This window comes from Sphingobium sp. B8D3A (assembly GCF_025961995.1).
In the GTDB taxonomy this organism is placed as follows: domain Bacteria; phylum Pseudomonadota; class Alphaproteobacteria; order Sphingomonadales; family Sphingomonadaceae; genus Sphingobium.
In genome coordinates, this window is sequence record NZ_JAOQOS010000001.1 from 394,573 (window position 1) to 419,559 (window position 24,987).

Below are 24,987 nucleotides of genomic sequence, written 5' to 3' on the forward strand. Positions count from 1 at the left end.
TCAGCACCGCGTGGCACTGGTGTGAGACGCCCTTTGCCAAGCCGGCTGGCCTTGCCTATCTGCAGCGCATGGTTGCGCCTCTCGATCCCGGTTCCGATCTGCCGATTGCCGGCGTCCCGCAGGATGCCGATCCGGCGCGGCCCTATCCGGTCATGGACTGGTCGCCCACGCGCTGCGGGCACAGCGCGATGCGAATCGATGCGCAAGGCCGCTGGTTTCATGAGGAGCGCGAGATCCGCCGCCCCGAACTGGTGAGCCTGTTCGCGCGCCTGCTGCGGCGCGAGCCGGACGGGCGGCATGTGCTGGTGACGCCGGTCGAGATGCTCGACATCGAGGTCGAGGACGCGCCTTTGTTCGCGGTGGAAATGGCGAGCGAGGGGGAAGGGGAGGCGCGCACGCTGCGGTTCCGCATCGGGGCGACCGGGCAGTGGATCACGGCTGACGGCGCCCATCCGCTGGGGATGGAAGAGAATGCGGCCGGGCCGCGTCCTGCGCTCGGGCTGGAGGCAGGGCTGCGGGCCCGGCTGATCCGCCCGGTCTATTATGCGCTGGCCGATCTTGCCATTGCGGAGGGGCACGATCCTCTGGGCCTGTGGAGCGGCGGCATCTTTCACGCGCTGGAGACGACGGCATGAGCTGGCGGGACCGGCTGACCGCCTCGCTGCGGCCGGAATTCGACTCGGCGCATACGCATGATTTCTTCCTGTATCGCAACCGGCCCGAGCCGGAGGGGCCGTTCACGCCGGCAGCGGTGCTGATCGCGGTCACGGACCGTCCCGATCCGGGCATGATCTTCACCCTGCGCCACGCGGGGCTGCGCGCCCATGCCGGGCAGGTCGCCTTTCCCGGTGGCCGGCTGGACCCGGGTGATCGCGACGCGGTGGAGGCGGCGCTGCGCGAGGCGCATGAGGAAATCGCGCTGCCGCCCGAGGCGGTGGAGGTGATGGGCCGATCGGATCGCTTCCGCACCGGCACGGGGTTCGAGATCGAGCCGATTGTCGGCATCGTCCCGCCCGATCTGGCGTTGCGGCCTTCCGAGGCGGAGGTTGACGCCATCTTCGAGGTGCCGCTCGATTTTCTGCTCGATCCCACCAACCGGGCGTTGCGCACCGTGGATTGGGAAGGCGGCACCCGCAGCTATTACGAGTTTCTGTGGCAGGAGCACCGCATCTGGGGCGTGACGGCAGCGATGCTGGTCAACCTCGCCCGGCGCATCGAGGCGGCCGCATGAGCGCGCCCCTCCCCGAGCGGCTCCCCGATGCCGAATGGCGGGCCTGGCCGGGCCTGCTGGCGCTCTGCGAGGCGCTGGGCGCAGACCAAGGCGAAGCCCGCTTCGTCGGCGGCGCGGTGCGGGACGCGCTGCTGGGCATCGCGGTCAAGGATATCGACATCGCGACCGTCCATCTGCCGGAGGAGGTGGTCCGCCGGGTGAAGGCCGCTGGCCTGCGCGCCGTGCCGACCGGCATTGCGCATGGCACGATCACTGCCATTCTCGATCATCGCCCGATTGAGATCACCACATTGCGCCGGGATGTTTCCACCGACGGGCGCCGGGCCACGGTCGCCTTCGGCACGGATTGGCGAGATGACGCGGCCCGCCGCGACTTCACGATGAACGCGCTTTATGCCGATCCCGCCAGTGGCGCCTTGTCCGATTATTTCGACGGGCGCGCCGATCTGCTGGCTCGCCGCGTGCGCTTCATCGGTGATCCCAATCAGCGAATCGCCGAGGATCATCTGCGCATCCTGCGCTACTTCCGCTTTACGGCCCGGTTCGGCACGCTGGATCGTGACACGCCGGATTATCGCGCCTGCGTGGCGCACGCGACCAGCCTCATGGCGCTCTCTCGCGAGCGCGTCGCGGACGAGATGCTCAAGCTGCTCGGTCTGCCCGACCCGGCGGACGTGATCGCGGCGATGGTGGGCGACGGGGTGCTGGCGTCCGTGCTGCCGGAGATCGATGCCCACGGCGTGGCCGCCTTGCGCGCGCTTATCGCCGCCGAGCAGGCGACGGGCATTGCGCCGGCCGGCTTGCGCCGTCTGGCGGCGCTGCTGCCGTCCGATGGCGCGCTGGCCGATCAGGTCGGCGCGCGGCTGCGACTCTCCAACAAGGCGCGGCAGCGCTTGCGCGCGGCGGCTACGCCGGCCTCGGCGACCACCCCGCAGGCACTGGCCTATGCGCTGGGCGAGGACAGCGCGATCGATCAGCTGCTGCTGGGCCGGGCCTTTTCGCCCGACTGCGCGCCCGCGCTGATCGGCTGGCAGGCGCCGCGCCTGCCGCTTTCGGGAGGCGATCTGATTGCGATGGGGCTGACGGCAGGTCCGCTGGTGGCGCGGACGCTTCAGGCGCTGGAGAGAGCGTGGATCGACCGGGGCTTTCCCGCGCCGGATGAGACGCGCGAGATGGCGCGTCAGATGGTCGGGGCGGCGCTGCGCTCCAGCCAGTAGTGGAAGGCCTCCTGCGGCGGCAGGGGGCGCGCGAAGTGATAGCCCTGGCCGAAATGGCAGCCGAGCTTGCGCAGGGCATCGGCCATGTCCGGGGTCTCGATGCCCTCCGCCGTGGTTTCCATACCGAGCGCGCCTGCAAGGCTGACGATGGCGCGCACGATGGCGATCTTGTCGGCATCGCCGATCATGTCCGTCACGAAGCTGCGGTCGATCTTGAGCACATCGATGGGGAGCGACTGGAGGCTGGCGAGGTTGGAAAAGCCGGTGCCGAAATCGTCCATGGCCACCGTCACGTCCATCGCCTGCAGCGCCCCCAGCAATTGCCGGGTCTTGTCCGGGTCGGCGATGAGCGCGCTTTCGGTCAGCTCGATGATCAGGCGGTTGCCGGCAATGCCGGCATAGCGCAGCGCTTCTTCCACCGCGCGGGGCACATTGTCGCGCACCATCTGCACCGGTGAGAGGTTGACGTTCATCGTGATCGGCAGGGTTTCGCCGAAGCGGCTGTCCCAATCCGCAAGGGTCTGCACGCACTCGCACATTGCCCAGCGCCCCAGCGGCACGATCAGCCCCGATTCCTCGGCGACCGGAATGAACTCATTGGGGGAGACCTGCCCCAGCACCGAATCTTCCCAGCGGGTGAGCGCCTCGAAGCCCTTCACCGCGCCGGTCTGCAGGTTGATGAGCGGCTGGAACACCATGGTCAGCTCGCCATTGTCGATCGCCTCGCGCAGGCGGTTCTCCAGCGTGAAGCGCTTGAGCGCCTCGCGGAGCACATTGGCCCGGTAGACTTCCAGCGCGCCGGACTTCTTGGCGCGCTTCACCGCCGCCTGCGCCTGCCGGAGCAGCCGCTCGATATCGTCGCTGTCTTCCTGCGCCAGCGCGCAGCCCAGCGCGACCTCGACGTTGATGAGATAGGTGGAGAGGCGGATCGGCGTCTCGAACGCCTTGCGCACGCGCTCGGCAATCTGCAGCACTTCGGAGAGGCCGTGGCCGACATGGGCGAAGATGGCGAACTCGTTGCCGCCGATTCGGGCCAGCACGTCGCCCGCGCGCAGCACGGATTTGACGCGCCGCGCGACGGTGATGATCAGCTCGTCGCCCGCCATGGCGCCCAGCGATTCATTGATGCGGCTGAACCGCACGAGATCGAAGCCGATGATCGCATAGGTCGCCTTGCTGGCGGCCGGGCGGCCATTCTCGGCGAGGCCTTCGATCTGCTCCACAAAGCCGATGCGGTTGGGCAGCGAGGTCAGGCTGTCCGTCATCAGCTCCTTGCGCAATGTGCTTTCCGCATTGCGCTCGCTGGTGCGGTCCGTGGCGGTGAAGAGCACCAGCCGGGCGGGCTGCGCATCGTCTTCCTCCACCCAGGTCAGCGAGCAGCTGTAGGCGCGCAGCCCGAGCCGGTCATGAAATTCCAGCTCGAAGCGGTCGGAGCGGCGCTGCGAATCGAACATCGCCTGCGCGCGGTGCCGCCAGTTGCGCTGCCTGCGTTGGCTGTCCTCGCAGTCGAGCAATTCGTTGGCGGCCTGATCCTCGACGAAGCTGAAAAACTCCGCATTGCCGACCAGAACGTGCAGGCCTGATGGGGATTGGGTCAACAGTGCGGCCGGGTAGGGCAGCGCCTTGAGGAAGGCGGTATAGCCGCGCAGGTCGTCGACCGCCGGCAAGGGCGCTGTCATGGAGGCGTCAAAGGGCGCAGGGCGCGGGCGTGCCGCTGCCTCTACATGCTCCGTCTCGCGTTTTGCGCTTGCCGTCATGGATCGCCGGGTTAACGGCCCATGGTAAATTAAGGCTGAAAGTCTGGCGCAAGCCCCTATTTTTGTTGATGCTGCAACAGTCCCCCTCGTCCCGTGACGGGAAAAGGAGGATTTGTGCGCTGACGGGTCAGTCGAATCGGTTGTCGCGGGGGAAGCCGTTGGGCGGCATTCGCCCGGCAGCGCCGCGGGCCGCGCGCCAGGAGAGCAGGTCGGTTTCGGTGCGAGTCCGGCCGCTGTCCCCGCCCATCGTCCAGGAGAGGCCCTGCGCAAGCGTAAGCGTCATCGCGTCGGAGAGGCCGCCATCCTTGTAGCGCTGCAGGGTGACGCCCTGTCCGCGCGCCATTTCCGGCAGTTCGGCGAGCGAGAAGATGACCAGCTTGCGATTCTCGCCGATGACAGCGACCGAATCGGCTCCCGGCGCGACCGGCCGCACCACCTTGAGCTGCGCGCCGGCCTTGAGGTTCACCACCTGCCGGCCCTTGCGGGTCTCGGCGATGATCTCGCTCATCGCGGCGATGAAGCCGCGCCCGTCGCTGGCGGCGAGCAGCAGCTTGCCGTCGGCTTTCGCTGGCAGCAGCGCGACGATGTCGGTCTCATTGGCCAGGTCGATCATCAGCCGCACCGGCTCGCCAAACCCGCGCCCGCCCGGCAGCTTGTCCGCGCCCAGCGTGTAAAAGCGCCCGTCCGATCCGGCGAGCAGCAGCTTGTCGGTGGTCTGCGCGTGGAAGGCATAGGCCGGGCCGTCGCCTTCCTTGAACTTGAGCGCATCGGTGGCGGTGAGATCGGCATGGCCCTTCATCGCGCGAATCCACCCGCGCTGGGACATGATGACGGTGATCGGCTCGCGCTCGATCATCGCCTCGAGCGGAATCTCGCGCGCCGGCCCGGCCTGCTCCAGCCCCGTGCGCCGGGCGCCAATGCCCTTTTCCGGCGTGTAGCGCTTGCGCAGATCGGCAAGGTCGCGCTTGAGGCGGGTGCGCTGGCGGGCGGGCGATTCGACGAGCTTGTGCAGATCTTCGCGTTCGGCGGCGAGGTCGTCGCGCTCGCGCCGCAGCTCCATTTCCTCCAGCTTGCGCAGCGAGCGCAGCCGCATGTTGAGGATCGCCTCGGCCTGCCGGTCGGTCAGCTGGAACTCCGCCATCATCACCGGCTTGGGCTCATCCTCGCTACGGATGATCTCGATCACCCGGTCGAGGTTGAGATAGGCGATGATATAGCCGTCGAGCAGCTCCAGCCGGTTGTCGATCTGCTCGATGCGGTGCCGGGCGCGGCGGACCAGCACCTCGATCTGGTGCTTGAGCCATTCGGTCAGCAGATCGCGCAGGCCCATCACGCGGGGCGTGTGGCTGGCATCCAGCACGTTCATGTTGAGCGGGAAGCGGCTCTCCAGATCGGTGAGGCGGAACAGGCTGTCCATCAGCACGTCCTGATCCACCGTGCGGGCGCGGGGCTCCAGCACGATGCGCAGAACCTCGTCCGACTCGTCGCGCACGTCGGCGAGGATCGGCAGCTTCTTGTCGGCGATGAGCTGGGCGATCTGCTCGATCAGCTTGCCCTTGGCGACGCCATAGGGAATCTCGTCGATCACCGCGATCCAGGTGCCGCGCCCTTCATCCTCGCGGTGCCAGCGGGCGCGCAGGCGCATGCTGCCCCGGCCGGTCGCATAAGCGTCCGAGATCACCGAGGGCGGATCGACGAGCACGCCGCCGGTCGGGAAATCCGGCCCTCTCATATACTGCATGAGCTGGGCGTGATCGGCTTCCGGCTGGTCGATCAGCAGGGTGGCCGCATCGATCACCTCGGCGACGTTGTGCGGCGGAATGCTGGTCGCCATGCCCACCGCGATGCCGCTGGCGCCATTGGCGAGCAGATTGGGGAACAGGCCGGGGAAGACCTCGGGCTCTTCCTCCTCGCCATTATAGGTTGGGCGGAAATCGACGGTGCCATGGTCGAGGCCGGCCATCAGATCGGCAGCGGCCTGCGTCAGCCGCGCCTCGGTGTAGCGCATGGCGGCGGCGTTATCGCCATCGATATTGCCGAAATTGCCCTGCCCGTCGACCAACGGGGTGCGCAGGGAGAAGTCCTGCGCCAGCCGGACCATCGCATCATAGACCGAGGCGTCGCCATGCGGGTGATATTTGCCGATGACGTCGCCCACGACGCGGGCGCATTTCTTGTAGCTGGTGGTGTTCCGCTCGGGATTGGCGACGAGAATATCCGGCGCCGGCCCGCTCGGTTCGAGCCGCAAGAGGCGCATTGCCCACAGCAGGCGGCGATGCACCGGCTTCAGCCCGTCGCGCAGATCAGGTAGCGAGCGCGCGGTGATCGTGGAGAGCGCATAGACCAGATATCGCTCGGACAGTGCGGAATCGAAGGGGTGGTCCTTGATGCTGTCCAGCGGATCGCGAAAATCTGTCATGCCGCGCGATTAGCAAGCGCAGCGGCGCTTGGGTAGGGGAGCTATGCGCCTTCGGTTGCGTCGCCTGCGTTCTCCGAGCCATTGGCCTCCATGATCGCGGAGGCGGCGTCGGCCAGTCGGCGAGCGGCGAGGATGTCATTGGCCATGTTGGCGCGCAGCAGTGGCGCCAGCCGCTCGGCTTCAGCCATGAGTTGCGCGCAGAGCCAGGTGAAGCGGTCGGCCAGCGCCACCAGATCGTCCGCGGCCTGGGCTTTCTCACCCTCCGGGCGGGCGCGGACGAGGCGCGGAAAGCCGACGGCGTCCGCCTTGGCGGCGGCGAGCGCGCGATCCTGCAGGGCGCAAAGGCGCGCCGCCGAATCGTGCAAGGCAGGGTCGACAGGGGGATGGTGGAGGCTCACCGCGATCGCCTTGCGCAGGCAGGCAATGGCCATCGCCAGCGCACAGGCTGCAGCCGTGCCGGAGCCGGACGAGAGGTCGCCCGAGGCGATCTCCTCCAGAACATCCTCAAATGGTGCGCGCGCCAGCATGCGCCTTAAGCGGACCTGCGCAGATTAGGTTCCCGGGTCTTGATCCGCTCAGGCGGGCAGCGGGACCGGGCGCCCGGCGGGCGGCATATGCTGGTCGACGATGAAGGAGGCTGCCGAGACGAGAATGGCGCCGACTGCCAGCACCGCGAAGAAGGGAATGACGCTGCCATTGCCCAGCTCCAGCAGCGCGCCGCCGAACGCGCTGGCCGACACCGCGCCGACCCGGCTCATGAAGATGCCGAAGCCGATTCCCGACGAGCGGCAGGAGGGCGGATAGCCATGGGTCATGATGACATACATGGTCGCGATGCCGCCGCTGAACGCCGCCGCCGAGGCGCCGATCAGGCTGACCACGATCAGCCGCTCGGTCTCGGTCGGCACCGGGGAGAGCGTCTCGACGAAAAAGCCGAGCGTGACGATGCAGAGGAACAGCGCGATGCTGATGCCGCTCATCACCGTGCGGGTGCCCAGCCGCCGGCTGAGGAAACCGGCGGCAATCGCCGCGACCATGGAGGTGATGCCCGCCACCGAGACGGCATTGCCCGCCTGGGGCAGGGTGAAGCCGGCGGCGGTCAGGAATGTGGTGGACCAGTTGAGGATGCCATAGGCGACGAGGGCGCAGGCGGTGAAGGAGGTGCAGACGCCGATGTTCATCCGCAGGTTGCTGCGATGGAGCACACCGATGGCAACGCCGGCGCCATCATCCGCGCGATGGCGCTCCGGCATGAGGTCGATGTCTTCATCCAGCACGCGGCGGGCAACGGCCTGCGCCTCCGCCTTGCGGCCGCGCGCGATGAGGAAGGAGGGGCTGTCGCGCAGCACGGCGATAATCAGCACGATGAGGAAAAGCGTCGCGATGCCGAAGACCATGAAGGTCCAGCGCCAGCTATAAAGATCCGACAGGGCCGGGGCGACCCAGCCGACCACGGCGCCGCCAATCGGGGTGCCGACCGAGAGCGAGCTGACCGTAATCGGCCGCAGCCGGTCCGGCAGCCACTCGCTGGCCATGGTCAGCGCGTTGGAATAGGCCGCGCCAAAGCCGATGCCGCTCACCAGCCGCCACAGGGCCATGCTGGTCACACTGCCGGCCTGGCCCGCCGCGATGGTGCCGAGGCCGAAGATGATCGCGGCGAAGGCGAGGGCGTAGCGCCGACCGATCCTGTCGCCCAGCATCCCGCCCAGCCAGCCGCCGAGACCGAAGCCGATCAGCGCCGCGCTCATCGCAATGCCGAATGTGCCGCGATCCACGCCGAAATCGGCGATCACCAGGGGCGCGACGATGCCGAGCAGCTGCATGTCGATGCCATCGCTGACGAGGATGAGCAGGCAGATGCCGACCGTGATCCACTGAAACCTGCGCACGGGCCTGCTGGCCAGCGCGGCGCTGAATGTGGTGGCGGCGGTGGATGCCATGCCTGCCTCTCCCTCGGATATGTTGTTGGCCGGATATCGGCCGTTTGCGACGGCGTAACGGATTGAATATCATTTGTCGAAGGAATGAACGTGGATGGGCGCGCCCCACCGTCTCTCAGGGGCGGGCGGCGCCGCAGCCATTGATCGGGGCGCGCGAGAGGCCTATCCCGCCGGCATGACGCACGCTGCCTATCCCGAGCTTCGCCTTCGCCGCACCCGCGCTGCCGCTTGGAGCCGGCGCCTTCATGCCGAGCATCGCCTGACGCCGGCCGATTTCATCTGGCCGCTGTTCATCACGGCGGGGCGTGGGGTCGAGGAGCCGGTCGGCTCGCTGCCGGGCGTCTCGCGCTGGTCGGTCGATCTCGCCGTCGCGCGCGCGCGGGAGGCGGCAGCGGCGGGCATTCCGTGCCTCGCCCTGTTCCCCAATACCCCGCATGATTTGCGCAGTGACGATGGCACGGAGGCGCTCAACCCGGATAATCTGATGTGCGAGGCGATCCGCGCGATCAAGGATGCCGTGCCGCAGATCGGCCTGCTGACCGACGTGGCGCTCGACCCCTATACCGCGCACGGCCAGGACGGCCTGCTCGATGAAGCCGGCTATGTCGTGAACGACGCTACGGTGGAGATGCTGATCGGCCAGGCGCTCAATCAGGCCGCCGCCGGGGCGGACATCATCGCGCCGAGCGACATGATGGACGGGCGCATCGGCGCGATTCGCGAAGCGCTCGAGGCCGATGGTCACGCCAATGTGCAGATCATGGCCTATGCCGCCAAATATGCGAGCGCCTTCTACGGCCCGTTCCGCGATGCGGTCGGCTCGGGCGGGCGGCTCAAGGGCGACAAGAAGAGCTACCAGATGGACCCGGCCAATGGCGCCGAGGCGCTGCGCGAAGTGGCGATGGACATTGCCGAGGGCGCGGACAGCGTGATGGTGAAGCCCGGCCTGCCCTATCTCGATATCGTCGCGCGGGTGAAGGATGCCTTCAACATCCCGGTCTTCGCCTATCAGGTGAGCGGCGAATATGCGATGATCGAGGCTGCCGCGACCGTCGGCGCGGGCGAGCGCGACGCGCTGGTGATGGAAACGCTGATGAGCTTCAAGCGCGCCGGCTGTACGGGCGTGCTGACCTATCATGCGCTGCATGCCGCCCGGCTGCTGGGCGGCTGAGCGGGCCAGTGAGGGAACGCCATGGCCAGAATGATCGCTGAAACCGAGCGGCTGATCCTGCGGACCGAGCGGCCGGGCGATCAGGCGGTCTGGCTTGCCCATATGAACACGCCGGAAGTGCGGGCCTATCTGGGCGGCCCCAGACCGGCGGAGGCCATAGCGGACAATTTCGCGCGGATTGCCGCCGATTGGGAAGCCAAGGGCATCTCGCTGGCGATGATCGAGCGCAAGTCCGATGGGCTGCTGCTGGGCGATTGCGGGCTTGGCGTCATCGATTCGCCGGAAGCACCCGACGAGCTGGCCGGGCAGTGGGAGATCGGCTGGATCATCCGGCACGATTGCTGGCGCAACGGCTATGCGCAGGAGGCTGCGCGGGCGATGTTGGCGCGGGCGTTCGGGCCGTGGGATTTGCCGGCCGTTTTCGCGCAGACCTCGCTCAGCAATCCGCCCTCCTGGGGCCTGATGGAGAAACTCGGCATGCGGCGTCGTGCCGATCTGGACTATGTCGACAGCCGTTATCCGGCGGCCGACAATCCCACGATCATCTATGAGATGCGGCGCGCGGACTGGACGGCGCTGAGCGAGGACAAGTCATGACCAGGCCTCTTATTCTTCCCTTCAACGGCAAGACACCGAAGATTCACGAGACCGCCTTCGTGGCGCCGGGCTGCGTCATCATCGGCGACGTCGAGATCGGCCCGCAGGCCAGCGTGTGGTACAATTGCGTGCTGCGGGCGGACATCAACGCCATTCGCGTGGGCGCGCGTTCGAACATTCAGGATGGCAGCACCGTCCATGTCGAGAGCGATTTCGGTGATGGCGGGCATCCGGCGATCATCGGGGACGATGTGCTGATCGGGCATATGGCAATCATCCATGGCTGCACGCTGGAGAACCGCGCTTTCGTCGGCATGGGGGCCATCGTGATGGACGGCTGCGTGGTCGAGGGGGATGCGATGCTCGCGGCAGGCGCGATGCTCACGCCCGGCAAGCGCATGCCCTCAGGTCAGCTGTGGAGCGGGCGACCGGCCAAATATATGCGCGATCTGGGCGAGGCCGACCTGCACGGGATGCGCCGCGGCGTGGAGGCCTATGTCGAGGAGGCGGCGGTGCACACCGCCGCGCTCAAGGCTGCGGAAGCTGGCGCCTGAGGGCATCCAGCGCATCATTCTGCGCGTCGACCATTGCCAGCACGCGCAGGCGGGCCGGATCGATGACGGCAAGGTCTGCGGCGACGCGGGCGGCATCCTCGGCATCCTGCCGCTCGACAAACAGCGTGTCGAGCGCGGCGAGCGCGGCGACGCTTTCATAACGGGCACTGTCGAGCGCGCTGATCGCCGTCTGGGCGGTCACCCAGGATTCGCTGTTCGGCGCTGCGCCTGCCCCTGCTGCCACGCTGGCGCGACTGCCGGCGAGCAGGCTCTGAAAGGCCGTGTCGGCGCTGCCCGCATCGCGGGTGAAGCGATCCACCTGCGTGGCGAGCGCCGGGTCCGTCGCGGCGGGCTTGATCGCCGGGGCCGGCGGCACCGTGCGATCGCGGCTTTCCACCGGACGCTTAGCGAGCGACGGGAAGGCGCGCGGGTCGGCCTGCGCGTTGACGGCGGAGCCCAGAATCATCAGGGCGAAAAAGGCGGTGAGTCGGCGCAGCATGATGCCTTTCATTTAGGGTGGCGGGAGAAGCGCTTCAACCATGGCGCGCAGGCGGTGCCCGTTGCAGGTTTGACGGCGCGGCGCGTGAGGTTGCGCGGCGAAAATCCGAGTCTTTCCGTTGACAGGTCCGGCGACCCTCACTAAGGGGCCACATTCCCGCGCGGACAGCTCCAAATGGCTGTGCCATGCCGTTCGCGCCAAGCATTTGATTGATGGAAGTTAAGCCCATGTTCGCTGTCGTGCGTACGGGCGGCAAGCAATATCGCGTCGCCGCCGGAGACAAGATCGTCGTCGAGAAGATCGCTGGTGAAGCCGGCGAAACCGTCACGCTGGACGATGTCCTGCTCGCGGGTGACGGCTCGGAAATCAAGGACAGCAAGGGCCTCACGGTCTCGGCTGAGATCATTGCCCAGGCCAAGGGCGAGAAGGTGATCGTCTTCAAGAAGCGTCGCCGGCACAATTACCGTCGTCGCAACGGCCATCGCCAGCAGCACACGATCCTCAAGATCGTAGCGATCGGCGGCGAAGCGCCGAAGAAGAAGGCGGCCGCCAAGAAGGCCGACGCCGCTCCGGCAGCCGCCGAAGCCTGAGCCTGAATTTGGTTGATTGAGCATTTTCGGACGCAAAACCGGTTTCCACTTTTGCTGAAAATGCTCTGAAAGTTTCGAGGAGTTTAGACCATGGCACATAAAAAAGCTGGCGGTTCATCGCGCAACGGTCGCGATTCAGAATCGAAGCGCCTTGGCGTGAAGAAGTTCGGCGGCCAGAGCGTGCTCGGCGGCAATATTCTCGTCCGTCAGCGCGGCACGAAGTTCTACCCGGGCCGCAATGTCGGCATCGGCAAGGACCACACCCTGTTTGCGCTCACCGAAGGTCGCGTGGTGTTCCACGACGGCAAGCTCGGTCGCAAATTTGTGTCCGTGGACGTGATGGCGGAAGCCGCCGAATAATCGGACGATTCATGACAGGGATCGTCCAGCGGGACGATCCCTTGGTGAGCCGATGCCGGTTCATCTGAAACCAAGGGAGAAGGGATCGCCCCTCCTCCCTTTTTTCTTGTTCTCCCTGGACCCTCGATAGACCTCGGCGCGTCAGGAGCACGGTTGCTCGCAGCGTTCGCAAGGCTGTCTCACAGGCGTCATCTGTCTGCGGCAGAGCGCCCCGGAACCGGAGACAAGACCATGTTTGCACGTACCCCCCGTTTGCTGCTGCGGCCCGGCTGGCCGGAAGATGCGCAGGCGCTCTATGCCGCCATCGCGGATGAAGCGATCGTGCGGAATCTTGCCCGCGCGCCCTGGCCCTATACGCTGGACGATGCGGTCGATTTCCTCGCCGGCGATCACGATCCGCTGCAGCCCAAGTTTCTGGTGATGAAGCGCACCCAGGGAGTACCGCGTCTTATCGGCTCCTGCGGCATCCATACGCAGGACGATGGCGCGCTGGAGTTGGGCTACTGGATCGCGCGCCCTTACTGGGGCCTGGGTTTCGCGACCGAAGCGGCTTCGGCCGTGATGCAGATCGCCCGCGCGACGGGCGTGCGCAACATTCGCGCCAGCCATTTCACCGACAATCCGGCGTCCGGCCGGGTGTTGCGCAAGCTCGGCTTCCGTCCGGCGGGCCGCCCCGAGCCGCGCCACAGCCGTGGCCGCAATCGCGCCGATCTCTGCCAATTCTACGAAGAGGGCGGCGAAGGCGACATGCGCGAGGACGTGGCGGTGGAAATTTATGCGGATCGCGAGCCCGTCGCGGCCTAGGCCAATCGACATTCAGTCCTGACGGCCTGCAAATGGCGGCTTCCCGCGCTTCCGGTGCTCACGTACTAGAAGTACGCTGCGTCCGGGGCGCAGAAATCCACCATTTTGCCCTCCGGTCGTCTTCGACTCCGCCACGTCATCTTCTGAATATCGATCGGCCGGCTGGTCGCGCGACGGCGATGGGTTTGGCGGTCCGTGACCGTGCTCATCCCGAGTGCGGCCACGGGCCGATCACAGCCAGCCCAGCTTGCGGAAGCGCCGATATAGGAGTGCGCAGATGATCGCGATGCCGCCCAGCACGATGAAATAGCCGTAGCGCCACTGCAATTCGGGCATGTTGCTGAAGTTCATGCCGTAGATGCCGGCAATGGCAGTGGGCACGGCCAGAATCGCGGCCCACGCCGCCAGCATCCGCGTGATGTCGCCCTGCCGGCGCTGTTCGAGCAGGCTGCTCGTTTCCGCGACGGAGGTCAGATAGTCGCGCAGCCCCGCGACGCGATATTCGACCCGCCGGACATGATCCAGCACGTCGCGGAAATAGGGCAGCATGTTCTCATCGATGTTCGGCTGGACATGATTGACCATGCGCCCGGCAACATCGCTCATCACCCCGAGGATGCGCTGGAAGCGGACGATCTCCCGGCGGGTCGCGAAGATCTGGCGGATCTGGTCTGAGTCGAGGAAGGCCTCGCCGGCGGCGGCTTCCATCGCCAGCACCTGTTCCTCCAGCGCATCGACGACCGGGAAATAGCCGTCGACGATGAAGTCCATGATCGCGTGCAGCACATAATCCGGGCCGTGGGCCAAGGCGGCGGGCGCGCTCTCCAGCCGGGCGCGCAGATCCGAATGCGCCCGCGCCGAACCGTGGCGCACGGTGACGATGAAGTCCGCGCCGAGAAAGACCGAGGTCTCCCCATAGCCAATGAGATCGCCTTCCAGATGCGCCGTGCGCAGGATCAGGAAGAGCTGGTCTCCGTACAGCTCCAGCTTGGGCAATTGTTTGCCCTTGCGCGCGTCTTCCTGCGCGAGCGGGTGCAGGCCGAAACAGGTGCCGACCTGAGCCAGTTCTTCGGCATCCGGCTCATGCAGGCCGATCCAGACGAACTCGCCCGCCGGCAGCCGGTCATGGCGGGGGCAGTGGATGTCGACATCCCCCACAACCTTGCCATTGCGATATCGCCGTGCTGCTATGACGGTCACGCGCGTGCCTTTCACCAGTCGAACCCGGCTGAGGTAACGCCTCGCCGGAGAAATGGAAGCATGGGAAGGCCGGACCTTATGAGGCCGCGCTTCACCTTTGCGGGCAAAGGCCTTATGGGCGGCCGATGCATTTCCTAGATCAGGCCAAGATTTTCATTCGCTCGGGTGCGGGCGGGCCGGGAGCGGTCAGCTTCCGGCGCGAGAAATATATTCAATATGGCGGCCCCAATGGCGGCAATGGCGGCAAGGGTGGCGACATCATCTTCGAGGCGGTGCCCGGCCTCAACACGCTCATCGACTTCCGCTACACCCAGCATTTCAAGGCGCCGCGCGGCGGCCATGGCGAGGGTGGCGACCGCACCGGTGCGGGCGGCGATGATCTCGTCATCAAGGTGCCGGTGGGCACGCAGGTCATCTCCGAGCCGGATGAAGAAGGCTATAGCGAGGTGCTGGCCGACTTTACCGAGCCCGGCCAGCGCATCGTTCTGCTGCGCGGCGGCGATGGCGGCCGCGGCAATGCCAGCTTCAAGACCAGCACGAATCGCGCGCCGCGTCAGCATGGCACCGGTTGGCCCGGCGAGGAGCGCTGGGTGTGGCTGCGCCTCAAGCTGCTGGCCGATGTGGGGCTGGTGGGGCTGCCCAATGCCGGCAAGTCGACCTTCATCAATCAGGTGACCAACACCAAGGCCAAGGTCGGCGCCTATCCGTTCACGACGACCAAGCCGCAGCTCGGCGTGGTGCTGCACAAGGGGCGCGAGTTCGTGCTGGCCGATATTCCGGGGCTGATCGAGGGTGCCTCGGAGGGCGCTGGCATTGGCGACCGGTTCCTCGGGCATATCGAGCGCTGCCGGGTGCTCATCCACCTCATCGACGCGACCGGGGACGATCCGGTCGAGGCTTGGCGCATCGTGCAGACCGAACTGGAGAATTACGGCGAGGGGCTGGAGGACAAGCCGCAGCTTCTCGCGCTCAACAAGGGCGATCTGCTTGGGCAGGAGCTGATGGAAGATGTCGCCAAGGACCTGAAGAAGGCCGGCGCGGGCAAGGCCTTCATCATCTCCGGCGCGACCGGCGAGGGCATGGAGGCGCTGCTCGATGCCGTGCTGCCCATGCTGGGCGAGGTTCACCGCGCCGAGGCCGAGGAGAAGGCCGCGCAGGAAGGTGAGGTGGAGGACAAGCCATGGTCCCCCATTTGAGTGCCATTCTGCTCCCCTCCTCTTTAGGGGAGGGGGCGGGGGTGGTGATGCGCCGGTGTCGGGTGCGTAGTGCTTGCTCGCCCCTGTCCAGCACCACCCCAACCCCTCCTCTGAAGAGGAGGGGCTTTTCCCCTGTCCCCCGCGCCGTTCGTGTCGAGCGCAGTCGAGACACGGTTAGCACTGTCCTCGCGTGTCTCGACTGCGCTCGACACGAACGGAGCGTTTGTTCTGAGCATAAGAAGAGAGTGCGTGGGGGATGCCGCTCATTATGATTGACGCCCTCACCGGCTTCCCGCCCGCCGCCGTTCGGCGCATTGTCATCAAGGTCGGCTCGGCGCTGCTCGTCGCCCCGGACGGCTCCGTGCGGCGCGACTGGCTCACCAGCCTTGTCGACGAGATCGCCGCCCGCCGCGCGGATGGGCAGGAGATCATCGTCGTGTCTTCCGGCGCGATTGCGCTCGGCGCGCGCCGTCTGGGCCTCGCCAAGGGGGGGCGGGCGACGCTGGAGGATGCGCAGGCTGCGGCCGCCGTCGGCCAGATCGCGCTCAGCCAGGTCTGGGCCGACCTGCTTGCCGGGCACGATATTCCCGCCGCGCAGATGCTGGTGACGCTGGGCGACCTTGAGGATCGCCGCCGTTACCTCAATGCCTCCGCCACGCTGGACCGGCTCGCGGGCCTCGGCGTGGTGCCGGTGGTCAATGAGAATGACAGCGTCGCCACCGAGGAAATCCGTTTCGGCGATAATGACCGGCTGGCCGCGCGCATTGGCCAGGCGGCAGGCGCGGATGCGGTGGTGCTGCTCTCGGACATCGACGGGCTCTACACGGCGAACCCGCACAGCAATCCCGATGCCACATTGATCCCGCTGGTCGAGAAGATCGACGCCGCCGTGCTGGCCATGGGCGATGGCAACAGCGCCTCGGGCATGGGATCGGGCGGCATGATTTCCAAGCTGCAGGCCGCGCAGATCGCCACCGGCGCGGGTGCGCATCTGGCGATCATCTCCGGCCGCGTCGATGCGCCGCTCGGCCATTGGCAGAGCAGCGGACGCGGCACATTGTTCCGCGCCTCGGCCAAACGCGGCGGGCGCAAGGGCTGGCTCGCCGGGCGCCTCACCGTCAAGGGCAAGCTCAGCGTCGATGCCGGCGCGCGCGAAGCCCTGCGCAAGGGCCGCAGCCTGCTGCCGGCCGGTGTCACTGGGACGAGCGGCGTTTATGCGCGCGGCGACGTGATCGACATCGTCGGGCCGGATGGCGCGGTGATCGCGCGCGGCCTCGCGCAATATGACAGCCAGGATGCCGAGCGGATCATCGGCAAGCGCAGCGCCGAGGTTGCCGGCCTGCTCGGCGGCACCCCGCGCGCCGCGATGGTCCACCGTAGCTACATGGTGCTGCTCTGAGCACGCTTGCCCTCACCGGCGCCACCGGCTTTGTCGGCAAGGCGACGGTGGAGACGGCGCTGGCCGCCGGCCATGCCGTGCGCGCGCTGACCCGCCGCCCGCAGCCGCCGCGTGAGGGCGTAAGCTGGATTGCCGGCTCGCTGGATGATGCCGCTGCGCTGGATGCGCTGGTCGCCGGCGCGGATGCCGTCGTCCATATCGCCGGCGTAGTCAATGCACCGACCCGTGCCGGGTTCGAGGCGGGCAATGCCACCGGCACCGCTGCCGTCATCGCCGCCATGCAGCGTGCGGGCGTGGTGCGGCTCGTGCATGTCTCCAGCCTCGCCGCGCGCGAGCCGGGGCTCTCCGATTACGGATGGTCGAAGGCGGAGGCCGAGCGCCATGTGCAGGCCAGCGGGCTCGACTGGACGATGATCCGCCCGCCCGCGATCTACGGTCCGGGTGATGCCGAACTGCTGGAGTTGTTCCAGATGGCGACGCGCGGCTTCGTGCTGCTGCCGCCCGGTGGGCGCCTCTCAGCCATCCATGTCGATGATCTGGCCGATCTGCTGGTGCGGCTCGGCGCTCGGCAGGGCGGCGAAACGCAGGGCAAAGTCTATGAAGTGGACGATGGTACGCCCGAGGGCTGGAGCCATGGCGATTTTGCCCGGGCCATTGGCCGCGCCGTGGGGCGTGCCTCGGTGCGGACCATTTCCATGCCGTCCGCCCTGGTTCGCCTCGGCGCCCGGATCGACCGGCTGCTGCGCGGCGACAACGCGCGCTTGACGCCCGACCGCGCCGCTTATTTCTGCCATGCCGACTGGGTGTCTAAGGCAGCATTGCATCCGCCAGCCGATCTCTGGCGCCCGGCCATTGCCACCGAGGCGGGCCTTGCCATGACCGCGCAGGCCTATCGCGACAAGGGCCTGCTGCCGCGCTGATGCCCGAATCCCGCCTTATTCGCTTGCCATAGGCAGGGCGAAGCGGGCATTCGGCTCGCAACAGGGCCTTATTGGGCTATTACGGAAAGAAAGTCGCAGCCATGTCGGACCGTCAGGACGTCTACGCGCAGATCGCAGCGCAGATCGAACCCTTCAACAAGAAGGGCGTCGCCTTGAGCGACAGCACCACCTTCGCCGGCGACCTGGAGTGGGACAGCCTCACCGTCATGGATTTCGTCGCCGCCATCGAGGACGAGTTCGAGATCATCATCACCATGAACATGCAGGCGGAGATCGAGACGGTCGGCCAGCTCGTCGATGCGGTGATGAAGCTGAAGGCGGAGGGCTGAAGCCATGGCGAGCGTGATCGACGGGGCGGAAACCACCATGCGCGTGGCGGAGGCCGACAAGGACCTGTTCTCCAAGTTCGACCCCCTGATCGCCGAGCGCGAGGCGCTGCTGGCGACTGGTGTGCGCGATCCCTTCGCCATCGTGATGGACGAAGTGAAGTCGCCCACGCTTGCGGTGATCAAGGGCAAGGAGACGATCCTGCTCGGCACCTATAACTATATGGGCATGACCTTCGACCCGGACGTGGTCGCGGCGGGCAAGAAGGCGCTGGACGAGTTCGGATCGGGCACCACTGGCAGCCGCGTGCTCAACGGGACCTACCAGACCCACAAGGCCTGCGAGGATGCGCTCAAGGACTTCTATGGCACCAAACATGCCATGGTGTTCTCGACTGGTTATCAGGCCAATCTCGGCATGATCTCCACGCTGGCCGGCAAGGGCGATTATATCGTGCTGGATGCCGACAGCCATGCCAGCATCTATGATGGCTGCGCGCTCGGCAATGCCGAGATCGTGCGCTTCCGCCACAACAGCGTCGAGGATCTGGACAAGCGCCTCGGGCGCCTGCCGGCCGATGCGCTCAAGCTGGTCGTGCTGGAGGGCGTCTATTCGATGCTCGGCGATGTCGCGCCGCTGCCGGACATGGTCGCCGCGATCCGCAAGCACCCCAATTGCATGATCCTCGTCGATGAGGCGCATGGCATGGGCTTCTTCGGCCCCAATGGCCGTGGCGTCTATGAGGAGCAGGGCGTCGAGAAGGAGATCGATTTCGTCGTCGGCACCTTCTCCAAATCGGTCGGCACGGTCGGCGGCTTCTGCGTCTCGGATCATCCCAAGTTCGATGTGATGCGCCTCGTTTGCCGGCCTTATGTGTTCACCGCCTCGCTGCCGCCGAGCGTCGTCGCCACCGCCGCGACCTCGATCCGCAAGCTGATGCACGCCGGCGAGAAGCGCGCGCATCTGTGGGAGAACAGCCGCCGCCTGCACAAGGGGCTGATCGATCTCGGCTTCACGCTCGGCACCAAGACGCCGCAGTCGGCGATCATTGCGGTGATCCTTACGGACCAGACGCAGGCCGTGGCGATGTGGCAGGCGCTGCTGGAGCTGGGTCTCTATGTGAACATGGCCCGTCCGCCCGCGACACCGGCCGGCACCTTCCTGCTGCGCTGCTCGCTCTGTGCCGAGCATTCGAGCGAGCAGGTTGGCCAGATTCTCGAGATGTTCGCCACGGCGGGCCGGATGACGGGCGCCATCGCTGGCTGATCGACCGGCCGGGCCTGTCACGGCCCGGTCAAACCGCCCGCTTGTCGCACGACCGGGCGCCTTCCCGGCTCCGGCTGGCGCGTGGCGCTATGATCTGGCGAGCGTCCATACACTCTAAGGTTGCGGCGCGGGCGCATCCCGCTTACGGCCTTGCCGTGTCCGGACCTTCCGGCCGGGCCACCTGAACCGGCTCAAGGAACCTGCGGACTCTCATGCTGACCGCTCTGGACCGCTACATGGCGAGGCTGATCGCGGTCCCGCTTTTCGCAAGCCTCATCGTTGCGGCGATGCTTCTGGTGCTGGACCGGATGCAGCGGCTGTTCGTCTTCGTCGCGACCGAGGGCGGGCCGGTGAGCGTGGTGTGGCGGATGCTCGCCAATCTCCTGCCCGAATATCTCGGCCTTGGCATTCCCATCGGCCTCATGCTCGGCATCCTGCTCGCCTTCCGCAAGCTGGCTCTTTCCTCGGAGCTCGATATTCTGCGCGGCGTCGGCCTTTCCTATACGCGCCTGCTCAAGGTGCCGTATATGTACGCCATCGCGCTGGCGATCCTGAACCTGACCATTGTCGGCTTCATCCAGCCGGACAGCAAATATGCCTATGAGCGGCTGCGGTTCGAGCTGCGCTCGGGCGCGCTGGGCGCATCCATCAAGGTCGGCGAGTTCACCAAGCTGGGCGATGGCATCACCATCCGCATCGAGGAGAGCGAGGACGAAGGCAAGAAGCTGAGCGGCATCTTCGCGCGCATGGATAGCGACGGCGGCCAGTCGCTGGCGGTCACGGCGGCGCGCGGCCAGTTCCTGGCGACCGACGACCCCGATACGATCATCATGCGCCTCACAGATGGCGTGCTGGTGCATAATTCCCCCAGCTTCACCGAGCCGCGCATCCTCTCCTTCTCCAACCACGATCTGCCGATCTCGCTGCCGAAGATCGAGGAGTTCCGTACGCGCGGCGATGGCGATGTGGAGCTGAGCCTGCCGGAGCTGTTCCGCGCCGGCCTCACCCGCGATACGGCGCTCGGCCGGGCGCAGGCTTGGTCGAACTTCAATTTCCGCGTGGTGGAAGTGGCGATGATGATGTTGCTGCCGCTCGCGGCGATTGCCTTCGCGATCCCGCCGAAACGCTCAACCTCCGCGCTCGGCGTCTTCCTGTCGATCGTCTTCATCGTCACCTATCACAAGATCAACCAGACGATGCAGTCGCTGGGCGCACTGGGCCGGATCGATCCGTTCCTCGGCCTGTGGGGACCGTTCCTCATTTTCGCCGGGATCATCGCCTGGCTCTATTATCAGACCGCCTATGTGCCCGGCGGCCAGCCCATCGGCGCGCTGGATCGTCAGTTCGCCAAGCTGCTCGGCCTGTTCAAGTCGCTGCTCAAATGGTTCGGCGACCGGCGTTACCGCAAGGCACATCGGGGATAGGCCATGCTGCTCAACTTCTTCCCTTCCCGCGCGCTGGCGCTGTATCTGGGCAAGACCTTCCTGCTGCGTTGCCTGGCGATGCTGGCGATGCTGGTGCTGATCCTGCAGATGCTCGATCTGCTGAGCGAGGCAGGCAAGGTGCTGGCCTATCCCGGCAATGGCGATGCGCAGCTGTGGCAATATGTCAGCCTGCGCGCGCCGCAGATCATCTCGCGCTTTCTGCCCTTCTCGGTGCTGCTCGGCACGCTGATCACGCTGGCGACGCTCAATGCCAATAGCGAGGTGGTGGCGATGAAATCCGGCGGGCTCTCGGCCCACCAGATTCTCGCGCCGCTCATATTGGCCAGTCTTGCCGTCGCCGCGATCAGCTATGTGTTCAACGAACGGGTGGTCGTGCGCGCCACCGCGACGCTCACCGCCTGGGAGGCCGCCAAGTTCGGCCCCATCCCTTCGGACCCGGGGGTCAAGGGCAATGTCTGGGTGCGGCATGAGGATGACCTCATCCGGGCCGGGACGATCACCGGCCGCGGCAATGCCGTGCGGCTGCAGGATGTGAACGTCTATGACCGGCATAACAATGCCCTGATCTCGATCGTCTATGCCAAGCACGGGCGCTTTACCCCGGATGGCTGGCTGCTTGAGGATATCCGCGTGTTCGATGTCGTGCGCGGGGTCAGCCGCCATGTCGACCGGATGGTTGTCGGCAAGGGGGTCACGCCGGACCAGTTCACGCTGTCCTCGGTCGATCCCGACGCCATGTCCTTTGCCGACCTGAGCGAGGCGATCGATACCTTGCGCGAGGCGGGGCGCCCGGTTGCATCGCTCGAAGGGTCGCTCTGGCACAAGATCAGCGGGCCTTTGTCGGCATTGCTCATGCCGTTGCTGGGCTCTGTCGCCGCTTTTGGTATTGCACGCTCCGGCAAGCTGTTCGTGCGCGCGGTGATCGGCATGGCGTTGGGCTTCGCCTTCTTCGTGGCCGATAATTTCGCGCTCTCCATGGGCAATCTGGGCGTGTATCCCCCGATGCTGGCGGCGTGGGCGCCGTTCCTGCTCTTTCTGGTGGTTGGCGAAGCGGTGTTGATTACCACGGAGGAATAGGGTTCTGCCCGGATGGGTGGGGCGGTCCTTCGATACGCCGCTTCGACAGGCTCAGCAGCTACTCAGGACGAACGGAAGTGGATCCTTGGCACTCCACGTGCTGGATCGGAGCGGAACCGCCACTGTTTTCCCAAGCTCGGAATTTTGTCCACGCCGCCTAACCTTCCGTTCGTGTCGAGACACGTCGTGCGTAACGCTTCTCGACTTCGCTCGAAGCGAACGGAGGGGGAGTGCAATGGAAGGGATCATGGCTGGCCGCTCTCCTTTTGGCCTGCCCCTTACACCTCCGCATACGCATCTGCCTGACGGCTCACTCAGGTGGCTGTTCGATCAGGCCCCTGGATCATCCGCCGGGGGCCGGCGTCCCGCTCCCCACAATAGAAGAAACCCTCCGCCCGGGGGAGCGAAGGGTTTCCATATTCCCTGTTGGGGATGCTGACCCCCGGCACGATGGGGACTCTATGGTGCCGGGGGTCAACCGGGCCGGCGAGTGTGGACCAGTACCCTCGCCGTCCGATCTTAGGTGCTGCCCTTAGCGGAGCAGGCTGAGCACGCCCTGCTGGCTCTGGTTCGCCTGAGCGAGCATCGCCGTGGAGGCCTGGCTGAGGATCTGGTTCTTGGCGAGCGCCGTCGATTCCTCGGAGAAGTCGGCGTCTTCGATCCGCGAACGGGCGTCGGACAGGTTGGTGATCGTGGTGGTCAGGTTGCTGGCAGCCGATTCGAGGCGGCTCTGCGTGGCACCCAGATTGGCACGGCCGGTAGCAACCGCTTCGATCGCGGTGTCGATGGCGGTCATCGCCGCACCCACCGTCGCGCCGGCGCCGCCGATGTTCGGGGCAGCGGTTGCGAGCGCCGTCAGAGCCGTCGTCACCGCCGAGGTGTCAACCGAGACAGTGTCGGTCGAGCCGGTGCCGACCTGGATCGAGGTAGCCGTCGCGCTGAACAGCGCCACACCGTTAAACTCCTGGCCCTGCACCTTGCCGATCTGCGTCATCAGCGCGGAGACTTCCGCCTGCAGATTGTCGCGGGCGGCGGTGTCGTTCGTGCCGTTTGCGGACTGCACAGCCAGTTCCTTCATGCGGACCAGCATGTTGGAGATGTCGCCCAGCGCGCCTTCAGCGGTCTGCGCCAGCGAGAGGCCATCATTGGCGTTGCGGCGTGCGGCAGCGAGGCCACGGACTTCGGCGGTCATCTTGGTGGCGATGGCGAGGCCGGCGGCGTCGTCCTTCGCGGTGTTGATGCGCTTGCCGGAGGACAGGCGCTCCATGGCCTGCGACAGGCCCTGATTCGCAGCGGCCGAGGCATTCTGGGCCCGAATCGCGGACACGTTGGATGCAATAACAGTCATGTGGTTTCCTTTCCCGCTTCACTGAGGGTCGCTGCCCTTTGGCGGTGGCGGCCTCGAAACCACAGAACGGATAAGGCCTCAGGAGCTTTAGGTGACCGTCTCAAATTTCCCGAAATCACCAATTAATATAATGAAATAAAACGATATATTTTGCAACAAAGTGCGGCGGGATGGTTCGTCGAGAGGGAGAGCGGAGGCTCTGCACGTCAAGCGCGACATGATTTTCGCGCCTTCAGACGGTCGGCAAAATCCTGCCGCACTGCGGCAATGGTTCGCCGTCGTTAACCGAATGCTAAGCATTTTTTATCACTTTTAACGGGCAAGACGGGGGTGGCTCGCAAGAGCCCGGACTGGACCAAAACGGGGGCTTACGCATGTTGCATGTCGACATGAGTCAGCGCGTACAGCGGCTATTGCCGGATCTGGACGCGTGGCTCGATACTGCCTGCTTTTCTGTACGAACGGTAGGCGCGGACACGCCGCGTGGTAAATCTATCCAGCGCATTCTCCTCGCCGAGGAAATTGCCGATGCAACCTGTCGCGACCTGCTGATCGAGTGGCGCGAGGGCGCGCCGCGCTTCATGCCGGCCTCCAATGGCTTCCCCGCCCGCATTGCCTTCGGTGCGCAGGACAAGGCGATGGCCTTTGCCCTGATCGCCGAGCTGCTCCGCCCCGCGCGGATGCCGGCGGTGGGTGATGAGAGCAGTGCCATGCTGATGCGCCTCGCCCAGCGGATCGCCGCCAGCGACGCGACAGTGCTCGTTCAGGGCGAGACCGGCACGGGCAAGGAAGGCATTGCGCGCTTCCTTCACGATATGAGCCCGCGCGCCGACAAGGACTTCATCGCCGTCAATTGCGCGGCGCTGCCGGAAACCATGATGGAAGCCATGCTCTTCGGTCACAAGAAGGGCAGCTTTACCGGTGCTGGCGCGTCGTCCGACGGCCTGTTCCTCGCTGCCAATGGCGGCACGCTGTTCCTCGACGAGATCGCCGAACTGCCGCTGGCCCTGCAGGCCAAGCTGCTGCGCGCGCTGCAGGAAGGCGAAGTGCTTCCCGTCGGCGCGACGCATCCGGTGCCGGTCGATGTGCGCGTCGTCGCCGCCTGCAACCGCGATCTTTCGGCGGAAGCCGATGCCGGTCGGTTCCGTGCGGACCTTTACTGGCGGCTCAACGTGATGCCGCTGCACCTGAGCGCGCTCGCAAGCCGCCCGGGTGACATTCCGGCGATCACCGCCTCGTTTCTGCTGCGCCATCAGGGCGGCCAGTCCGGCTTCGCCTGGCCGACGCCCGCGGCGCTGGCGCATCTTGGCGCGCACAGCTGGCCGGGCAATGCCCGTGAGCTGGGCAATGTCCTGCAGCGGGCCATCGTGCTGCGGGAAGGCGACCAGATCGACGTGAGCGATCTCAGCCTTGCCGGCAACACCATGCCCGCGCCCGTTCCGGCCGAGCCCGCACCGCTGCCGGCCCGCGCTCGTCTTCAGGATGTCGCCCGCGCCTCGGCGATGGACGCCATTCGCCTCGCCCTGCGTGACACCGGCGGGCACCGCGCCCGCGCGGCGCGCATCCTTGGCATTTCCGAACGTACCCTGCGCTACCGTCTCGCTGAAATGCGTGACCTCGCGCTGGCCAGCTAAGCGCAGGAGGCATCA

24 protein-coding genes are annotated in these 24,987 nt (G+C 66.3%); 17 read left to right on the top strand and 7 right to left on the bottom strand.

Features of this window, described 5'->3' with window-relative positions; all coding sequences use genetic code 11:
• The first annotated feature begins 68 nt into the window (after nt 1–68).
• Genes M2342_RS01925 through M2342_RS01935 form a run of 3 tightly spaced genes read left to right on the top strand, consistent with a single transcriptional unit; the run spans nt 69 to nt 2,448 of the window.
• The gene (locus tag M2342_RS01925) at nt 69–635 is read left to right on the top strand and encodes a DUF1285 domain-containing protein (RefSeq protein ID WP_264577836.1); all 567 of its coding nucleotides are present in this window, start codon (nt 69–71) and stop codon (nt 633–635) included.
• Nucleotides 632–1,231 (top strand): CoA pyrophosphatase, encoded by a 600-nt coding sequence (locus M2342_RS01930; RefSeq protein ID WP_264574110.1) that lies wholly within the window; start codon nt 632–634, stop codon nt 1,229–1,231. Before M2342_RS01925 ends, M2342_RS01930 begins: the two co-directional genes overlap by 4 nt.
• Nucleotides 1,228–2,448 carry a CCA tRNA nucleotidyltransferase gene (locus M2342_RS01935; protein WP_264577837.1) on the top strand — a complete coding sequence of 407 codons (1,221 nt, stop codon included), beginning with the start codon at nt 1,228–1,230 and terminating at the stop codon, nt 2,446–2,448. Before M2342_RS01930 ends, M2342_RS01935 begins: the two co-directional genes overlap by 4 nt.
• Here the strand turns inward: M2342_RS01935 and M2342_RS01940 are convergent.
• The 4 genes from M2342_RS01940 to M2342_RS01955 form a co-directional block, all read right to left on the bottom strand.
• Nucleotides 2,412–4,127 (bottom strand): putative bifunctional diguanylate cyclase/phosphodiesterase, encoded by a 1,716-nt coding sequence (locus M2342_RS01940; protein WP_264577838.1) that lies wholly within the window; start codon nt 4,125–4,127, stop codon nt 2,412–2,414. The two genes, M2342_RS01935 and M2342_RS01940, sit on opposite strands and share 37 nt — an antisense overlap.
• A 205-nt stretch (nt 4,128–4,332) precedes the next feature.
• A complete protein-coding gene (parC, locus tag M2342_RS01945; RefSeq protein ID WP_264571535.1) occupies nt 4,333–6,624 on the bottom strand; it encodes a DNA topoisomerase IV subunit A in 2,292 nt (763 codons plus the stop codon).
• A 41-nt stretch (nt 6,625–6,665) separates the two neighbouring features.
• Nucleotides 6,666–7,151, bottom strand: a complete 486-nt coding sequence (locus M2342_RS01950; RefSeq protein ID WP_264577839.1) for a cyclodeaminase/cyclohydrolase family protein — start codon at nt 7,149–7,151, stop codon at nt 6,666–6,668.
• Between the two features lie 48 nt (nt 7,152–7,199).
• A complete protein-coding gene (locus tag M2342_RS01955) occupies nt 7,200–8,564 on the bottom strand; it encodes an MFS transporter (protein WP_264577840.1) in 1,365 nt (454 codons plus the stop codon).
• 175 nt (nt 8,565–8,739) lie between these two features.
• On the opposite strand from M2342_RS01955, the gene hemB reads away from it, so the two are divergent.
• From hemB to M2342_RS01970, 3 genes are read left to right on the top strand one after another with little or no spacing between them, the layout of a single operon-like run.
• Entirely contained in the window at nt 8,740–9,735 is a 996-nt protein-coding gene (hemB, locus tag M2342_RS01960) for a porphobilinogen synthase (protein ID WP_264579966.1), read from the top strand.
• A 21-nt stretch (nt 9,736–9,756) separates the two neighbouring features.
• Nucleotides 9,757–10,332 carry a GNAT family N-acetyltransferase gene (locus tag M2342_RS01965; protein WP_264577841.1) on the top strand — a complete coding sequence of 192 codons (576 nt, stop codon included), beginning with the start codon at nt 9,757–9,759 and terminating at the stop codon, nt 10,330–10,332.
• Nucleotides 10,329–10,886, top strand: a complete 558-nt coding sequence (locus tag M2342_RS01970; protein WP_264577842.1) for a gamma carbonic anhydrase family protein — start codon at nt 10,329–10,331, stop codon at nt 10,884–10,886. Before M2342_RS01965 ends, M2342_RS01970 begins: the two co-directional genes overlap by 4 nt.
• Here M2342_RS01970 and M2342_RS01975 read toward each other — a convergent pair.
• Complete coding sequence (locus M2342_RS01975; RefSeq protein ID WP_264571530.1) at nt 10,861–11,385, bottom strand: hypothetical protein; 525 nt, start codon at nt 11,383–11,385, stop codon at nt 10,861–10,863. The two genes, M2342_RS01970 and M2342_RS01975, sit on opposite strands and share 26 nt — an antisense overlap.
• A 227-nt stretch (nt 11,386–11,612) precedes the next feature.
• On the opposite strand from M2342_RS01975, the gene rplU reads away from it, so the two are divergent.
• From rplU to M2342_RS01990, 3 genes are all read left to right on the top strand, one after another.
• Nucleotides 11,613–11,975, top strand: a complete 363-nt coding sequence (gene rplU, locus M2342_RS01980) for a 50S ribosomal protein L21 (RefSeq protein ID WP_181561558.1) — start codon at nt 11,613–11,615, stop codon at nt 11,973–11,975.
• 90 nt (nt 11,976–12,065) lie between these two features.
• Nucleotides 12,066–12,335, top strand: a complete 270-nt coding sequence (gene rpmA, locus M2342_RS01985) for a 50S ribosomal protein L27 (protein ID WP_181560913.1) — start codon at nt 12,066–12,068, stop codon at nt 12,333–12,335.
• Nucleotides 12,336–12,566: 231 nt separating this feature from the next.
• The gene (locus tag M2342_RS01990) at nt 12,567–13,139 is read left to right on the top strand and encodes a GNAT family N-acetyltransferase (RefSeq protein ID WP_181560912.1); all 573 of its coding nucleotides are present in this window, start codon (nt 12,567–12,569) and stop codon (nt 13,137–13,139) included.
• A gap of 231 nt (nt 13,140–13,370) precedes the next feature.
• Here the strand turns inward: M2342_RS01990 and M2342_RS01995 are convergent, their stop codons facing one another.
• The gene (locus M2342_RS01995) at nt 13,371–14,339 is read right to left on the bottom strand and encodes a magnesium and cobalt transport protein CorA (RefSeq protein WP_264577843.1); all 969 of its coding nucleotides are present in this window, start codon (nt 14,337–14,339) and stop codon (nt 13,371–13,373) included.
• Between the two features lie 125 nt (nt 14,340–14,464).
• Between M2342_RS01995 and obgE the strand changes: the two genes are divergently transcribed.
• The 7 genes from obgE (at nt 14,465) to lptG (ending at nt 21,990) form a co-directional block, all read left to right on the top strand.
• Nucleotides 14,465–15,535: a GTPase ObgE gene (gene obgE / locus M2342_RS02000; RefSeq protein ID WP_181560910.1), complete on the top strand. Its 1,071-nt coding sequence runs from the start codon at nt 14,465–14,467 to the stop codon at nt 15,533–15,535.
• Between the two features lie 268 nt (nt 15,536–15,803).
• Nucleotides 15,804–16,934, top strand: coding sequence for a glutamate 5-kinase (proB, locus tag M2342_RS02005; protein WP_264577844.1), 1,131 nt, complete (start codon nt 15,804–15,806; stop codon nt 16,932–16,934).
• Nucleotides 16,931–17,854 (top strand): NAD-dependent epimerase/dehydratase family protein, encoded by a 924-nt coding sequence (locus tag M2342_RS02010; RefSeq protein ID WP_264579967.1) that lies wholly within the window; start codon nt 16,931–16,933, stop codon nt 17,852–17,854. Before proB ends, M2342_RS02010 begins: the two co-directional genes overlap by 4 nt.
• 101 nt (nt 17,855–17,955) lie before the next feature.
• A complete protein-coding gene (locus M2342_RS02015) occupies nt 17,956–18,204 on the top strand; it encodes an acyl carrier protein (protein WP_181560908.1) in 249 nt (82 codons plus the stop codon).
• Nucleotides 18,205–18,208: 4 nt separating this feature from the next.
• Complete coding sequence (gene spt / locus M2342_RS02020; RefSeq protein WP_264576896.1) at nt 18,209–19,468, top strand: serine palmitoyltransferase; 1,260 nt, start codon at nt 18,209–18,211, stop codon at nt 19,466–19,468.
• Between the two features lie 212 nt (nt 19,469–19,680).
• Nucleotides 19,681–20,892, top strand: coding sequence for an LptF/LptG family permease (locus M2342_RS02025; RefSeq protein WP_264577845.1), 1,212 nt, complete (start codon nt 19,681–19,683; stop codon nt 20,890–20,892).
• A gap of 3 nt (nt 20,893–20,895) precedes the next feature.
• Nucleotides 20,896–21,990 carry an LPS export ABC transporter permease LptG gene (lptG, locus tag M2342_RS02030; RefSeq protein WP_264574122.1) on the top strand — a complete coding sequence of 365 codons (1,095 nt, stop codon included), beginning with the start codon at nt 20,896–20,898 and terminating at the stop codon, nt 21,988–21,990.
• A gap of 532 nt (nt 21,991–22,522) precedes the next feature.
• Here the strand turns inward: lptG and M2342_RS02035 are convergent.
• Nucleotides 22,523–23,338 carry a flagellin gene (locus M2342_RS02035; protein WP_264577846.1) on the bottom strand — a complete coding sequence of 272 codons (816 nt, stop codon included), beginning with the start codon at nt 23,336–23,338 and terminating at the stop codon, nt 22,523–22,525.
• Nucleotides 23,339–23,712: 374 nt separating this feature from the next.
• Here M2342_RS02035 and M2342_RS02040 point away from each other — a divergent pair, with 374 nt between their 5' ends.
• On the top strand, nt 23,713–24,972 hold the full coding sequence (locus M2342_RS02040; protein ID WP_264577847.1) for a sigma-54 interaction domain-containing protein: 1,260 nt from the start codon (nt 23,713–23,715) through the stop codon (nt 24,970–24,972).
• The last annotated feature ends 15 nt before the right edge of the window (nt 24,973–24,987 follow it).

Bases quoted from the DNA above. Each gene is read 5' to 3' on its own strand.
- M2342_RS01950 (WP_264577839.1), bottom strand. From the start codon at position 7,151: ATGCTGGCGCGCGCACCATTTGAGGATGTTCTGGAGGAGATCGCCTCG.
- rpmA (WP_181560913.1), top strand. From the start codon at position 12,066: ATGGCACATAAAAAAGCTGGCGGTTCATCGCGCAACGGTCGCGATTCA.
- M2342_RS01955 (WP_264577840.1), bottom strand. From the start codon at position 8,564: ATGGCATCCACCGCCGCCACCACATTCAGCGCCGCGCTGGCCAGCAGG.
- hemB (WP_264579966.1), top strand. From the start codon at position 8,740: ATGACGCACGCTGCCTATCCCGAGCTTCGCCTTCGCCGCACCCGCGCT.
- obgE (WP_181560910.1), top strand. From the start codon at position 14,465: ATGCATTTCCTAGATCAGGCCAAGATTTTCATTCGCTCGGGTGCGGGC.
- M2342_RS02015 (WP_181560908.1), top strand. From the start codon at position 17,956: ATGTCGGACCGTCAGGACGTCTACGCGCAGATCGCAGCGCAGATCGAA.
- M2342_RS01930 (WP_264574110.1), top strand. From the start codon at position 632: ATGAGCTGGCGGGACCGGCTGACCGCCTCGCTGCGGCCGGAATTCGAC.
- M2342_RS01940 (WP_264577838.1), bottom strand. From the start codon at position 4,127: ATGACAGCGCCCTTGCCGGCGGTCGACGACCTGCGCGGCTATACCGCC.
- rplU (WP_181561558.1), top strand. From the start codon at position 11,613: ATGTTCGCTGTCGTGCGTACGGGCGGCAAGCAATATCGCGTCGCCGCC.
- spt (WP_264576896.1), top strand. From the start codon at position 18,209: ATGGCGAGCGTGATCGACGGGGCGGAAACCACCATGCGCGTGGCGGAG.
- M2342_RS01965 (WP_264577841.1), top strand. From the start codon at position 9,757: ATGGCCAGAATGATCGCTGAAACCGAGCGGCTGATCCTGCGGACCGAG.
- lptG (WP_264574122.1), top strand. From the start codon at position 20,896: ATGCTGCTCAACTTCTTCCCTTCCCGCGCGCTGGCGCTGTATCTGGGC.
- M2342_RS01935 (WP_264577837.1), top strand. From the start codon at position 1,228: ATGAGCGCGCCCCTCCCCGAGCGGCTCCCCGATGCCGAATGGCGGGCC.
- M2342_RS01925 (WP_264577836.1), top strand. From the start codon at position 69: ATGGTTGCGCCTCTCGATCCCGGTTCCGATCTGCCGATTGCCGGCGTC.
- proB (WP_264577844.1), top strand. From the start codon at position 15,804: ATGATTGACGCCCTCACCGGCTTCCCGCCCGCCGCCGTTCGGCGCATT.
- parC (WP_264571535.1), bottom strand. From the start codon at position 6,624: ATGACAGATTTTCGCGATCCGCTGGACAGCATCAAGGACCACCCCTTC.
- M2342_RS01970 (WP_264577842.1), top strand. From the start codon at position 10,329: ATGACCAGGCCTCTTATTCTTCCCTTCAACGGCAAGACACCGAAGATT.
- M2342_RS02040 (WP_264577847.1), top strand. From the start codon at position 23,713: ATGTTGCATGTCGACATGAGTCAGCGCGTACAGCGGCTATTGCCGGAT.
- M2342_RS01975 (WP_264571530.1), bottom strand. From the start codon at position 11,385: ATGCTGCGCCGACTCACCGCCTTTTTCGCCCTGATGATTCTGGGCTCC.
- M2342_RS02035 (WP_264577846.1), bottom strand. From the start codon at position 23,338: ATGACTGTTATTGCATCCAACGTGTCCGCGATTCGGGCCCAGAATGCC.
- M2342_RS01990 (WP_181560912.1), top strand. From the start codon at position 12,567: ATGTTTGCACGTACCCCCCGTTTGCTGCTGCGGCCCGGCTGGCCGGAA.
- M2342_RS02025 (WP_264577845.1), top strand. From the start codon at position 19,681: ATGCTGACCGCTCTGGACCGCTACATGGCGAGGCTGATCGCGGTCCCG.